At 68.7% G+C, this 12446-nt stretch carries 13 protein-coding genes; 8 read left to right on the plus strand and 5 right to left on the minus strand.

Going from position 1 to position 12446, the window contains the following annotated elements; all coding sequences use genetic code 11:
- The first annotated feature begins 432 nt into the window (after positions 1–432).
- Positions 433–1326 (plus strand): aminoglycoside phosphotransferase family protein, encoded by an 894-nt coding sequence (locus tag ACFVW8_RS25995; protein ID WP_389694050.1) that lies wholly within the window; start codon positions 433–435, stop codon positions 1324–1326.
- A gap of 49 nt (positions 1327–1375) precedes the next feature.
- Here the strand turns inward: ACFVW8_RS25995 and ACFVW8_RS26000 are convergent, their stop codons facing one another.
- A complete protein-coding gene (locus ACFVW8_RS26000) occupies positions 1376–1987 on the minus strand; it encodes a TetR/AcrR family transcriptional regulator (protein ID WP_389693984.1) in 612 nt (203 codons plus the stop codon).
- 115 nt (positions 1988–2102) lie between these two features.
- Between ACFVW8_RS26000 and ACFVW8_RS26005 the strand changes: the two genes are divergently transcribed.
- Positions 2103–3077 carry a zinc-binding alcohol dehydrogenase family protein gene (locus ACFVW8_RS26005; RefSeq protein ID WP_389693986.1) on the plus strand — a complete coding sequence of 325 codons (975 nt, stop codon included), beginning with the start codon at positions 2103–2105 and terminating at the stop codon, positions 3075–3077.
- A 198-nt stretch (positions 3078–3275) separates the two neighbouring features.
- Here the strand turns inward: ACFVW8_RS26005 and ACFVW8_RS26010 are convergent, their stop codons facing one another.
- Positions 3276–3851: a CGNR zinc finger domain-containing protein gene (locus tag ACFVW8_RS26010; RefSeq protein WP_389693988.1), complete on the minus strand. Its 576-nt coding sequence runs from the start codon at positions 3849–3851 to the stop codon at positions 3276–3278.
- 82 nt (positions 3852–3933) lie between these two features.
- On the opposite strand from ACFVW8_RS26010, the gene ACFVW8_RS26015 reads away from it, so the two are divergent.
- A complete protein-coding gene (locus ACFVW8_RS26015) occupies positions 3934–5106 on the plus strand; it encodes an epoxide hydrolase (protein WP_389693990.1) in 1173 nt (390 codons plus the stop codon).
- A gap of 85 nt (positions 5107–5191) precedes the next feature.
- Here the strand turns inward: ACFVW8_RS26015 and ACFVW8_RS26020 are convergent, their stop codons facing one another.
- Complete coding sequence (locus ACFVW8_RS26020) at positions 5192–5731, minus strand: hypothetical protein (RefSeq protein ID WP_389693992.1); 540 nt, start codon at positions 5729–5731, stop codon at positions 5192–5194.
- 105 nt (positions 5732–5836) lie between these two features.
- Between ACFVW8_RS26020 and ACFVW8_RS26025 the strand changes: the two genes are divergently transcribed.
- From ACFVW8_RS26025 to ACFVW8_RS26045, 5 genes are all read left to right on the plus strand, one after another.
- Entirely contained in the window at positions 5837–6895 is a 1059-nt protein-coding gene (locus tag ACFVW8_RS26025) for a phosphotransferase (protein ID WP_389693994.1), read from the plus strand.
- A gap of 161 nt (positions 6896–7056) precedes the next feature.
- Positions 7057–7611, plus strand: coding sequence for a signal peptidase II (locus tag ACFVW8_RS26030; protein WP_389693996.1), 555 nt, complete (start codon positions 7057–7059; stop codon positions 7609–7611).
- A gap of 277 nt (positions 7612–7888) precedes the next feature.
- Positions 7889–8887 carry a CHAT domain-containing protein gene (locus tag ACFVW8_RS26035; RefSeq protein WP_389693998.1) on the plus strand — a complete coding sequence of 333 codons (999 nt, stop codon included), beginning with the start codon at positions 7889–7891 and terminating at the stop codon, positions 8885–8887.
- On the plus strand, positions 8866–10116 hold the full coding sequence (locus ACFVW8_RS26040) for a radical SAM protein (RefSeq protein WP_389694000.1): 1251 nt from the start codon (positions 8866–8868) through the stop codon (positions 10114–10116). Before ACFVW8_RS26035 ends, ACFVW8_RS26040 begins: the two co-directional genes overlap by 22 nt.
- A gap of 210 nt (positions 10117–10326) precedes the next feature.
- Positions 10327–11358, plus strand: a complete 1032-nt coding sequence (locus tag ACFVW8_RS26045; RefSeq protein ID WP_389694002.1) for an LD-carboxypeptidase — start codon at positions 10327–10329, stop codon at positions 11356–11358.
- 130 nt (positions 11359–11488) lie between these two features.
- Here ACFVW8_RS26045 and ACFVW8_RS26050 read toward each other — a convergent pair whose 3' ends face one another.
- Together ACFVW8_RS26050 and ACFVW8_RS26055 are read right to left on the minus strand one after the other, a co-directional pair.
- Positions 11489–11704, minus strand: a complete 216-nt coding sequence (locus tag ACFVW8_RS26050; RefSeq protein WP_389694004.1) for a DUF6243 family protein — start codon at positions 11702–11704, stop codon at positions 11489–11491.
- Between the two features lie 273 nt (positions 11705–11977).
- Positions 11978–12397 carry a MarR family winged helix-turn-helix transcriptional regulator gene (locus tag ACFVW8_RS26055; protein WP_389694006.1) on the minus strand — a complete coding sequence of 140 codons (420 nt, stop codon included), beginning with the start codon at positions 12395–12397 and terminating at the stop codon, positions 11978–11980.
- Positions 12398–12446: the final 49 nt, after the last annotated feature.

Consider the following 12446-nt stretch of genomic DNA (forward strand, 5'->3'; position numbering starts at 1 on the left):
TTGGGTTATTTCTCTTGGTTCTTTAAAAGCCTTTAGACGTCGTGGGCCGCCGCGTCGTGGCTGACCGGGTCGTGGCCGCGTAAGTCGTGGGTGCCCACGACCCGGTGGAATCGGTCACGGTGCGAAACGAACGGCCCCGGCGGAGAAGACCGCCCTGATGTCGTGGTTCGTCTTGAACCCGCGGTCGGCCATGGGAGTCCGGCAATGGGAGGGGGTGCGACGCGGACCACCTCCCGTCACTGACCTGGCTCCGCGAAGGCGGTCGGTCGGAAGGCACGGCCTGGAGAGCCCAGAACGGTGGAGACACCTCGGTGGTCGAAAATCTCAGTTGACCTGGGATCTGGCGTGGAAATACTGGCTGTCGTCTCAGTTGATCTGGTCTGCTTCCGGCGTTTCGAATTGAACTGGCGGAAGAGCCTACGAGAGGTGACCATGCACGATGACCAAGTGGACGTGACCACTCAGGTCGTTGCGACCTTGATCCAGGAACAGTTCCCTCAGTGGAGCGGCAAGGCGATCCGACTCGTGGCGTCGACCGGGACGGTCAACGCCGTCTTCCGCATCGGGAACGACCTCTCAGCGCGTTTCCCACTGCGTCTGACCGATGCTGCCGAGGCGCTGGCGGTTCTGGAACGGGAAGCCCGGGCGAGCGCGGAGCTGGCGCAGCTGTCCCGGTTCCCTGCCCCGGAACCCGTCGCCCTGGGAAAGCCCGGAGCGGGTTACCCGATGCCGTGGGCGGTCCAGACATGGCTGCCGGGAACGGTCGCCTTCGATGCCGACCCGGGTGGGTCGGACGCTTTTGCCGAGGACCTTGCGGCCTTCATCGCAGCCCTCCGGGAGGCCGAGACGCGGGGGCGGCACTTCAGCGGCGAAGGTCGTGGTGGCGTTCTCGCTCACCACGACGACTGGATGGCGAAGTGCTTCGAGGAGAGCGATGGGCTGCTCGACGTGGGCCGGCTGCGCCAGGTGTGGAGCCGCTTTCGGAAGTTGCCGCGCACGGGTGCCGATGACGTGATGAGCCATGGTGACTTGATTCCCGGCAATGTACTGGTCGCGGGAGACCGGCTCAGTGGCGTACTCGACACCGGCGGCTTCGGCCCGGCCGACCCCGCGCTGGATCTGGTCGGTGCCTGGCACCTTTTGCAGCCAGGACCGCGGGAAGTGCTCCGGCGGACACTGGGCTGTGACGATCTGGAGTGGGAGCGCGGCAAGGCATGGGCGTTCCAACAGGCGATGGGTGTTGTCTGGTACTACGTCGAGACCAATCCGACGATGAGCAGAATGGGGCGCCGGACACTCGACCGCATTCTGGAGCCGATGGAGTGATGTCCGGCCTCCGGGTCGGCCTCGTAGGCGGCGCGGCCCCGGCGGGCCTTCACGTCTCCAGCATGCCGGTGGCCAGCAGTCGCAGTGACACCGCGAGCCGTCGAGTCTCCCCCTGCTTCAGCAGGTGCACGATCGGTCCGCTCTGCAGAGCGCCGAGCAGGATGTGGGCCAGCAACTCGGCATCCAGGTCAGGGCGTTCCCCGGCGATCAGTTCGCTGATGTGACCGTGCCAGAACGCGTAGACCGACTGCTGCTCGCCCGAGTCCTCCTGGCCGGGGCCGGGGCCGGGGCCGGGGTCGGGGGCTGCCGCTGCCTGGCCCAGGGCGGCCAGCAGGCCCTTGTTGCGGCCTACCACGTCCACGACCACGTCGAGGAAGGCCAGCAGTCGCTGCCTGGGTGGGGCTCCCGGGCCCAGCGGCGGGGGGCCGTCCGTGACTGATTCGCGCAGCGCGAGGGCTCGTTCCAGCATCAGCTCCCGCATCAGGCCCGCGCGGCTGCCGAAGCGATGGAACACCGTCCCCTTCCCGACCCCGGCCGCAGCAGCGATGCGTTCCATCGAGACCTGCTCCGGAGGGTGTTCGGAGAGGAGGAGCTCGGTGGCCTTCAGGATCGCGTGCCGATTGCGTGCCGCGTCGGCTCGTTCGCGACGGACTTCCGCCACCAGCTCGCTCCTCATTCAGATCGTGACGCATAGACAACTGGACTGACGGTCCAGTACGGTCGAATTGGACCACCGGTCCAGTTTAGCGCACGCCTCTTGGTCGAGGAGATCTGTCATGCGAAAAGTCCGTTACCACTCCTACGGTGGCCCCGAGGTCCTCGCCTTGGACGAAGTCCCCGACCCCGTCCCGGAGGCAGGCCAAGCGCTCATCCGGACCGATGAAATCGGCGCCAACTTCGTGGACACCCAGCTCCGGCGCGGCTTGGCCCAGGCCGAGCTCTACTCGCGCCCTCTGCCCAGGCCCCTGACCGGAGACGTGGTGGGCACGGTGGAGGCGGTCGGGCCGGACACGGATCCGGCCCTGATCGGGCGGCAGGTCGCCACGATGTCCGAGGACGCGTTCTGCGACCTCGTCGTCGCGGACGCGCGAAGGCTCGTCCCGGTACCTCAAGGGCTGGACGCGGGCACGGCGGGCGTGCTCCCGATGGTCGCTCCGACGGCTCTGGGTGTGCTGCGCGCAGGACGGCTGGCGCACGGCGAGACCGTACTGGTTCATTCCGCCGCGGGTGCCGTCGGCCACCTCGCCGTGCAGCTCGCGAAGACACTGGGTGCCGCTACGGTCATCGCCACCGCGAGTACCGCTGCCAAGCTGGACTTCGCCCGCGCCCACGGCGCCGATATCGGCGTCAACTACACCGATGAGGACTGGCCGGAACAGGTCCGAACGGCCGTGCCCGGCGGTGTGGATGTCGTCCTCGACGCAGTCGGCGGCGACATCATGCGCCGCAGCCTGGACGTACTGGCCCCGTACGGACGGCTGGTGACGTACGGAGCCGCGGGCGGCCGGCTCGGCAGCATCCCCGCCCCCGACCTGTACGCCCTGAGGTCCGTCACGGGGTTCTCCCTCATGGCCGCGCAGGCGGCCGACGCCGGGCGCGCTGCGAAGGACCTGGCCGAACTGACCGCATACGCGGTCCAGGGGTCGCTGCGCGCAGCGGTCCACGCCCGGTTGCCGCTGACCGAGACCGCCGAGGTGCACCGGCTGCTGGAGGGCCGCGCACAGCTGGGCCGCATCCTGGTCGTCCCGTAGGTCGGCCGCCGGGCCGGTCCGGACGCTCGTTGCTGCGGCTGAGGGGCGGCGAGCGTGAAGCTGATCCGCTGCGCAAGGGGTCAAGGGGTCAAGGGGTCAAGGGGTCAAGGAGCGGACGGCCGGCCGCCCGTCAGAGTGGCCGGCGCCCTCTCGTGTGCGGAGCCTGTTCGGGCCCACTCGGATGCACCGAGGTGACGATCACTCCGCCGAGCCGGGGTCTTTGCGCCGGTTGGCATGGAAGCGCGCCTTCTTCTGACGATTCCCGCACGTGTTCATGTCACACCATGTGCGGGTGCGGCTCTGGCTGGTGTCGAAGAAGGCGGCTCGGCAGGTCGGTGATGCGCACAGGGCCAGCTTTCCGTCTCGCTCGCCTGCGATGACGCTGATCGCATCGGCGGCGATCACGCCGAGAGCATCCTCCACCTGGGAAGCGGAGCCGAGCTGCCATCGTCGCGTGCCCTCGGGCGTCAGGACGGCCGCGGCCCGACCCTGAGTGCTGCATTCATTGATGACCTGGACAGCAGGCGCGGGGAGAGGTTCCTGGGTCGCGGCCGCTGTCGCGGCGGCGTGAATCGACTCCCTCAGTTCCCGGGCGAGGCCGAGCTGGGCGGCGGTGCAGGACGTCACGGCGAGGCCGTTCACCGCCAGCCAGTCGATGAGGCGCTGCGGCGTGGGGATGCGCTCCACGGCGTTGCCACGACGCTCGGAGAGAGTCCCCGTGAAGCTGGTCGCCAGCACCCTGCCGAGGCGGAAGTCAGGGAATCCAGCACGCATGGAACCACCTTAGACGGTTGCAGTGTGGCTCGGAGAACTGTTAGAACCGTCTTAGCCGGTTCTACGATGGCCAGGAGGTCCCATGCCCCGTCCGACCAGTGACGTGCAAGCATGTGAAGCCCACGCGACTGACGCCGACCTCGACGATCTGCGCGCGCGGCTGGCCGCGGCGCGACTGCCGGAGGCCGAGACGGTCCAGGGCGCCGCGCCCGGCGCCGGCCGTTGGGAACAGGGTGTTCCGCTCGCCGACCTCATCGATGTCGTGAACTACTGGCGCACCGGGTACGACTGGCGGCCGTTCGAGGCGCGGCTCAACCGGATCGGCCAGTTCCGTACGACCATTGATGATCTGGGAATCCACTTCCTGCACCGCCGGTCCGCGCGCGCGGACGCCACTCCTCTGATCATGACGCACGGCTGGCCGGACAGCATTGCCCGGTTCGTCGACGTGGTGGACGAACTGGCGGATCCGAAGGACGCGGACGCGCCGGCGTTCCACGTCGTGGTTCCGTCGCTCCCGGGCTTTGGTTACAGCGACAAACCGGCCACCACCGGCTGGGGAACCGAAAAGATCGCGGCCGCGTGGGTCGAGCTGATGGGAAGGCTCGGCTACGCCAAGTTCCTGGCCCACGGCGGCGACTGGGGAGGCAATATCACCACGGTTCTCGGCGGCAGGTTCCCGGAGCACGTCCTCGGCATCCACACCACGTTCGCGGAGGGACCGCCCGGTCTGACAACCGACGGGCTGACGGCGGCCGAGCGCGAGTGGACCGAGGAAACCCGCGACTTCTGGCGCCACCGCGCCGCGTACGCGAAGCAGCAGGCGACCCGACCGCAGACCATCGGCTACTCGCTCGTCGACTCCCCGGTGGGGCTCCTTGCCTGGATCCTCGACAAGTTCGCCGAGTGGTCGGACACCGAGGACAGCCCGTTCGAGACGATGTCCAGAGACCGGATTCTTGATGACGTCACCCTGTACTGGCTGACGCGGACCGGCGCATCGGCGGCCCGCATCTACTACGAGAGTCATAACTCGCTCGATCCCGAACTCCGGGTCGACGTCCCGTCAGCACTCACGATGTATCCCCGCGACGTCGAGAAATGTCCGCGCGCCTGGGCGCAGGAGCGGTACCGGAAGATCGTCCGATGGAGCCTGCCCGAAAGCGGGGGGCATTTCCCGGCGTTGGAGGTTCCCGAGTATTTCGTCAAGGACCTGCGAGAGGGTCTCGCGGCGGTGCTGGCCGCCGCTCGCTGAACGCGGCCGGGTGCACGGCCTCTCCGGTCACCGACTGCGCGATCCGTGCGGTGGAACGAGCCGCCGATGACCAGGGAGAGAAGCTTCAGGACCGGTCGTCGATGCCGAGGGCGTGTTCTTTGAGGAATGCGCCCGCGTAGGCGGCCGCTTCTTCTGCCGTCGTGTGACGCAGCCCATCGGCGGCCGTGCCGGACGCTCCGTCAGCACCCCTGCCTGTCCAGCTCCAGTCACCGGAAGGCGCCTGCGCCAGCTCGGCAGTCCCTCCGAAGAGTGCAAGCGCGCGTCTGCCCGCTGCCGCGGGGGCCGGGCGGCTGACGGCGTCGGGCCACTTCTTGCGAGCACCCTGCCGGGTGATTCCCCAGACGGCTCCCAACTGCTCGTAACTTGCGCCGTAGGAGCCGGCGGTTGCTGCCGCCTGCCCGGTCAGCCGCCTGACCTCGGCGTCCATCACCTTCCAAGCGGCCAGGACGGACAGCGTCACTTCGACAGGCTCCGCTTCCCACATGAGGGCGGCGGGCAGCCCCGTTTCTCGGGATCGGATGGCCGTGGCCAGGGGATTCAAGGCCTCGTACAGGGCCTTGTCGAGCTCTGCCTGCTCTTCTGGGGTGACCTCAGGGACCGTCATGCGACAACTATAGTTACCGACTCCGCGTTCGTAAACCAAAGTTTCCAAACTGGCCCTCGATCGCAGCCGCACCGCGTCAGGGAGGCAGGCTCTAAGCTCGTCCTCATGCCGACCCGGGTCCCGTTCGACGAAGCCCTGCGCGCCACCGTGGGCATCCCCAAGCAGAGCAAGCTTCTGGACAGCAGCCCCCGGTCACGGGTGTGGCGGGTCAGGCTGGACGACGGGAGTCCGGTGATCGTCAAGCAGATCACCGACGTCGGGGACGCGGGCGCCGACGCGGACACGCGCTTCGCGCGGGAGGTCGCCGGGCTGCGGCTGGCGGGGCGGGCGATCGGGCCCGCCGTTGCCCCCGCGGTGCTCGCCACGGACGCGTCCGCGCGGGTGATGGTCCTCGAGCACCTGGACGACCTCGGCAAGACGGACGACTGGATGCCGGGGTACGCCGAGTCGCTCGCCCGGCTGCACGCCCTGACCGGACCCGCCGACGCGGGCGCGCTCCCGGCCTGGTCGGGCCCCACGGCCGGCGACGCGGAGTCCTTCCTCGCCCTGGCCCGGGCGCTCGACGTGCCCGTGCCGTCCTCGGTCTCCGATGAACTCGCGGCTCTCCTGGACCGGTTGGACCCCGCCCCGCACCATGCGCTGCTGCACGGCGACCCGTGTCCCGGCAACGACCTGCGCACCGCCGACGGCGTCCGTTTCGTCGACTTCGAGCGGGCCTCGCTCGGTAACGGACTGGTCGAACTCGCCTACTTCCGGGTCGGCTTCCCCACCTGCTGGTGCGCGATGTCGGTCGCCGTGGCCCCGCTCGCGGAGGTCGAGGACATCTACCGGACCACCTGGCGGGGCCTCACCGGCAGGGAGGTGCCGGGCGACCTCGCCGATGCGTGCGCCGGCTGGCTGATCCAGGGCGACGCGCTCGTCGAGCGGGCCCACCGCGGGACCGTCGACCAGCTAGCCCGGGTACCCACCGAGGACTTCGAGTGGGGCTACGTCTCCGCACACGAGCGGCTCATCCACCGCCTCGGCGTGGTCGCCGACATGACCCGCGCCCACGACCACCTGCACGCCGTGGGCCGTCTCAGCTCCGCCCTGGCCGTGCGGCTGCTGGAACGCCGGCCGAACCTGCGGCCGCTGCCCGCGCACGATGCCCGCCCCTGGTACTGATGCCCAGCTCTTAGGGAGGGACGGCGTCTTCAACGAGTTCTGCATGTCCTCCTGCGTCGTACGATCGTCGCGACGGTCGGTGCCGTGCCGGTCGGCGAACCGGATGGCTGAGCACCGGACGCGGGTGACGACCACACACCACACACAGCCGGAGGCCATGAATGATGCGGGTGAGCCGGGGTTCGGGCCGGTTGTACGGAGTGATGCTCCTCCTGGCCGCCGTGGTCCTCCTCGTGGACCAGCTCACCAAGGTCTGGGCGGTCTCCGCGCTGTCCGACGGCGAGAGTGTCACCGTGATCCCGGATCTGATCCGCTTCCGGCTGCTGTACAACGCCGGCGCCGCGTTCTCCATCGGCTCGGGGGCGACATGGGTGTTCGCCCTGGCGGCGGCGGGCGCAGTGGCCGGCATGCTCTACGCCGCACGCCGACTGGCCTCTCGGGGGTGGGCGCTCGTACTGGGCCTGCTGCTCGGCGGCGCGGTGTCCCACCTGGGTGACAGGCTCTTCCGCGAGCCCGGCTTCGCCCGCGGGCATGTCGTGGACTTCATCGACTACGGCGCCTTCGTGGGTAATGTCGCAGACATCGTCCTAGCCTGCGGATGCGCGGCCCTGGTGCTGCTCTGCCTGCGTGGTGTGCCGTTCGCCGAGGTGCCGAGCGAAGAGCCCGTCATCGACGCCGCTACGGCGCGGTCCGGCTCGGCACTGCCTGGCGAATGACCCTCTGCGCCCCTCCCGGGGAGCCGGGGGAGCGGTGGGCCCTCCCGCTCCGGTCAATGTCCTGGTGCGGAAGCAGGGGTGGACCTGCCGGATACGGAGTCGGGGCAGGGGCGACCGTTCCGGTCAGCCATAACCGTTGCGGCCTGCGGAGGGAGCACCGGCAGGTGTTCGACGGGATCCGGACTGCTCGCCGACCGGTGTCCGCAGGCGTGAGATCCTCGCTGCCAGGCGTGACGGCACCGTTGAATCCGACAGGCACGTTCGGGGGAGAACAGAGTTGATCAAGTTACTGATCCTGGCTGCCAACCCGCGTGATACCCATCCACTGCGGCTTGGCGAGGAGACCCGCAGGATCGAGGAACGCATCCGGGAGAGCAAGGCCGCCCATCGGTTCGTCATCCGGTCCGCCTGGGCCGTCACGGTGGACGAACTCCTGTACCAGCTCAACTCCTTCGAGCCGAACGTGGTGCATTTCGTCGGCCACGGCTCGGCCGACCAGATCGTTCTTGAGACGTCGTCGGGTTCGAGCCAGGCGTTGAGCCGGGACGCGCTGAGCACGATCTTCTCCCACTTCCGCCAGTGGCTTCAGGTGGTCGTGCTGAACGCGTGCTATTCGGCAGCCCAGGCGGAATCCCTGGCGGAGCACGCCGATGCGGTGATCGGAATGACGGATCCGGTCGGCGACGCCTCGGCGATCGAGTTCTCGGCCGGTTTCTATCGTGCTCTCGCCTTCGGCCGTTCCGTCGAGGACGCCTTCTCCCAAGGGGTGGCGATGTTGACGGTTCATGGCCTGCCCGACGCGGACGTGCCGAAGCTGATCCACCGCACGGGCGTCGATCCGGCCAAGCTGGTTCTGGCGGGCGCATCGGACGCGGCGATCTCCATCCGTAGGGCAGAGGATCCGCGCGTTCCGCAGGGGCTCCGGAAACGCCTCAAGGACGGGTGCGAGTTCCTTCTGCTGTCCGACGAAGCGACGCGCCTTCAGGAACGGCACGCGGACGACGAGAACCGGATCTTCCTCGAACTCGGGATGCGACAGTCGGACGCTGTCTTCGTCGTCGAGGTGAACCGGTTCTCCGAGGTCGGGACGGTGGCGCGGGTCCTGGCCGAACGACTGATTCCGAACGGAACCCACCTGTACGACTGGACGTTGGTTGCCGACGGCAGGCCTCTCGTCGCGTATCTCAGCCTGGCCATGGCAGGTCTGCGATCCGGGAACGACGTGAAACTGGTCGGCAATCACCGTGCGCCGCAGTGGGCGCCACGCAGCCGATGACCACGAGCGAACTGCTGCTGCTGACCCACGACGACCAGCGGCTTCATCTGGTGCCGGTCCACGCGCTCCGGTCCGTCCTTCTCTTCTCCGCCGGAGACGGTGATCCGGACCGGGCAGCGGTGGCGTGCACGGCACTGCCGTCCGGTCAGCTCGTCCACGTGAACCGTGACGAGATCGGCCCCCATCTGCTGCCCGATGAAGAGATTTCGGCAGCTCTGACCCGGTTCGAAGTGACCGGGCTGCGGCCCGCGCACAGTCAGCGGCCGGCCGGGGATCCCGAAGCCGTTCCGATGTTCGGGAACCTGGCTGATCCCACCTGGCTCTCCCTGTCGCTCGGCGGACAGTGCGACAGCGCCTGCGTGTTCTGCTTCACGGAGTGGATCCGGCACGAACCGAGGCTCACGCGCGAGCAGGCGATGCGTTCCCTCGACGAGGCGGCCTCCATCGCGACCATGGAGGGCGTGGTCCTCACGGGGGGCGAACCGACTCTCCGGAAGGACCTGCCCGGCCTCGTGCGACATGCCTCCGCGAAAGGATTCGGGTCCATCGGGCTGCAAACGAACGGGCATCGAATCTCCGATCCGCGGTACCTGGACGAGCTCGTCGAGTCCGGGGTGACTCACGTCCTGCTGTCCCTGCACGGTGCACGCCGCGAGACCCACGACGGCATCGCCGGACGCAGGGACAGCTTCGCCCTTGCGCTGCGCGCCCTGACATTGCTGGCCTCCGACGGCCGGGTCGTCACCGAGGTCAACTTCGTGGTCTGCGCGCAGAACGTGCCGGAGGTCGAGGACTTCCTCGACCTGGTCTGCCGCATCGCACCGAATACCTCCGTCCGCTATTCGTTCCCGATCGTCGAAGGGGCTGCGTACGACAACGTGGAGGCGACTCTGCCCAGCCTCGGCACCTTCACGGACGGAGTGTCCGCGGCGGTGGTGAAGGCTGCCGGAACCACCCCGGTCTCCGTTGCGAACGTGCCGCCGTGCATCTCGTCGGCAGTCGGTCTTCCACCCACCTACACACTCTCGTTGCGGCGGTCGATGCTGGGTGTGTCCCCGTTCGCGGGTTCCGCGGCCCTACGTGGAGAAGTCGCTGCCAAACTCCAGGAATGCGGCGGCTGCCGCTTCGCCGACGACTGCGACGGCCTGCAACTCCCCTACCTTCGGTATTTCCCCCAGGCCCATCAGCATGTGGCCGCGGCCCGAGGGCGACAGCGGACGTGTTCATGAGGACGGTTGCCCAGCCGGAAGGCAGGCGAGACCGAAGGGTCTGGGACATTCGACCGCGGAGCGGAGCTCGCCCCGTCGCAGGCCACTCGGAGAACATTCAATGGGCCGAAGTGAAGGTTCGACCGCCTTCTCCGACAGGCAGGGCCTGCTGGGGACGGATGATCAAAAAATGCGTCGCGTGGTTGCTGAGGGCGTCGGGATACTGCCGCGGTGACCACTACTGCTACTGCGCCGCGGCCTCAACCGCTTCGACCTCGTGCCCTGAAGCCCGGAGATCTCGTCGTCATCGCGTCGCTGTCCGGGCCGCTGCATGCCGAGTACGAGCCCGACCTCGATCAGGCGGTGGTCGTGCTCGAGCGGATGGGGTTCCGCGTGCGGAGGGCGCCGCTGCTCGAAGCGGGGCGGCACCGCTGGTGGAGTGCGGCGACGCCGGCGGAGATCGCCAGGGAATTCAACACTCTTCTGCGTGATCCGGAGGTACGCGCCGTCATCGCGCACGACGGCGGCCAGACCGCGCTCGGCTACCTCGACCTGATCGACATCGAGGCGGTCAGGGCGGACCCCAAGCCGATCCTCGGACACAGCGACATCTCACTGCTTCACCTGGTGCTCTACGCGCGGACGGGGCTGGTCGGCTTCCATACCGACCTGGCCACCCCCGGACTCGGCGGGCACTGGCAGTCCGCGCCCACCGCACGCAGGGCGGAACTCGAAAAGCTCTACTCGACGCTGCTGACCAGCACGGAGCCGATCGGTGCGCTCCCGGCCGGCCCGTCGTGGGAGTGCTGGCGGACCGGTCGCACCGAAGGCCGCCTGATCGGCGGGGTCCTCAACCGCATCGTGCTGAACCAGGCGACGCGATACGCGCTGCCACTCGAACGGTTCGACGGCGCGGTGCTGTTCTGGGAGGAGCTGGGCGGCCACGCCTCACATGTGTGGAGCTACCTCCAGGTGCTGCGGCACGCCGGCATCCTCGACCGCATCTCCGGCATGGTCGTGGGCGTCCCGACCGCGATCGAGGGACTCGGCGCGCCCGAGGAGTCCCCGAACCTGCGAGAGATAGTCCTCGACGCCCTCGGAGACCGCGACATCCCCGTCCTGGGTAACGTCGAGATCGGACACGCCGGCCCGAACCTCCCGATGCCTGTCGGGACTCGCGTCGCCCTCGACGCGCAGCAGCGGGCCCTGTCACTGCTCGAATCTGCGGCAGGCCCGCTCACGGTGACCGGTCCGGGCAGCTGAACCTCTCACTCCCGACGCACGCACGGGGATCGTGAGAGAACCCGGGTCGTGCCCCATGTGTCACAGGCAACCGCGTCCCCTGGTTCCTCTGGTTCCCCTGGGGCACCGACACCAGGTGCCGGCGGCGGTGTCAGCTCTGTGCGGTGTCGTCGCCCGACTGCCCGGCGGCCTCGGCCGCGGCTGCCTTCTCGCGCATCTTGCGCACCAGCTCCGCCTTCCGGTCGGCTGCACCCTGGCGGTCGAGGTTGCGGTGCGGACCGTTGTTCTGCCGTTCGGCGCGGGACAGCTTCTTGCGCTGGCCGCCGCCCATGCCCACGGGGTTGTTGATGTTCTTGCTGTCGGTCATGGGTTCTCCCGGTAATGATGTGAAGTGGTCTGCGGATTCATCGGTGGGGGACGGGCGGCGACGTCGAAGGACGTCAGCAGCGGCCCATCACGCGCTCACTCGTGAACCGGCGTCTGGAAGAACATGGCAAAGACGTTACCCGGTTCCGTCGGCCCCCGCACACCAGCCTTTTTCGTCGCCCCTGCGCCGGCCGGGCCTTCGGTGAGCGCCCCGGGTCGCCGCCGCTGACCTTCGGCCCCTGAGCATCGCGGGCGACGTGCGGCGCGGTCCGGTCTACGCGTCCCGTTCCGCGTTGAGGCGCTGAAGCAGGTCGAGCAGGGCCTCGCGGTCGGTGGTGGACAAGGCGGAGAAGCAGCGGGCGAGCACGTCGTCGGCGACCTTGTGGCCGGCCGCGAGGAGCTGTTCGCCGGCGGGCGCGAGGTGGTGCTCGATACGGCGGCCGTGTCCCGGCCGGCGCTCGACGAGTCCCTTGGCCGTCAGGCGGCCGACGAGCGTCCCGAAGGCCTGCTCGGTCTGGAACGTCGCCGTGGCCAGGGCACGGCCCGATGCCCCGGGTGAGCGGCTGATGGCACGCAGGGCGTCCCACTGGGCCAGCGTCGTGCCGACGGCCGACAGGGCGCTGTCGAGCGATCGGTGCTGCCGGTACTGGGCTTCCTTTACCGCTCTGCCGAGTTCTTGCAGTTCGCCGTGCATGGGTCGACCCTACCTCAGAACTAAGCTTGTTTATATCAACAAGCTTAGT

Origin of the sequence: Streptomyces sp. NPDC058221, from assembly GCF_042882365.1 — a bacterium.
In the GTDB taxonomy this organism is placed as follows: Bacteria; Actinomycetota; Actinomycetes; order Streptomycetales; family Streptomycetaceae; genus Streptomyces.

What these genes read in the sequence shown, in the direction of transcription:
- ACFVW8_RS25995 (WP_389694050.1), top strand. Translation starts at nt 433, where the DNA reads ATGCACGATGACCAAGTGGACGTGACCACTCAGGTCGTTGCGACCTTG.
- ACFVW8_RS26005 (WP_389693986.1), top strand. Translation starts at nt 2,103, where the DNA reads ATGCGAAAAGTCCGTTACCACTCCTACGGTGGCCCCGAGGTCCTCGCC.
- ACFVW8_RS26010 (WP_389693988.1), bottom strand. Translation starts at nt 3,851, where the DNA reads ATGCGTGCTGGATTCCCTGACTTCCGCCTCGGCAGGGTGCTGGCGACC.
- ACFVW8_RS26015 (WP_389693990.1), top strand. Translation starts at nt 3,934, where the DNA reads ATGCCCCGTCCGACCAGTGACGTGCAAGCATGTGAAGCCCACGCGACT.
- ACFVW8_RS26020 (WP_389693992.1), bottom strand. Translation starts at nt 5,731, where the DNA reads ATGACGGTCCCTGAGGTCACCCCAGAAGAGCAGGCAGAGCTCGACAAG.
- ACFVW8_RS26025 (WP_389693994.1), top strand. Translation starts at nt 5,837, where the DNA reads ATGCCGACCCGGGTCCCGTTCGACGAAGCCCTGCGCGCCACCGTGGGC.
- ACFVW8_RS26030 (WP_389693996.1), top strand. Translation starts at nt 7,057, where the DNA reads ATGATGCGGGTGAGCCGGGGTTCGGGCCGGTTGTACGGAGTGATGCTC.
- ACFVW8_RS26050 (WP_389694004.1), bottom strand. Translation starts at nt 11,704, where the DNA reads ATGACCGACAGCAAGAACATCAACAACCCCGTGGGCATGGGCGGCGGC.
- ACFVW8_RS26055 (WP_389694006.1), bottom strand. Translation starts at nt 12,397, where the DNA reads ATGCACGGCGAACTGCAAGAACTCGGCAGAGCGGTAAAGGAAGCCCAG.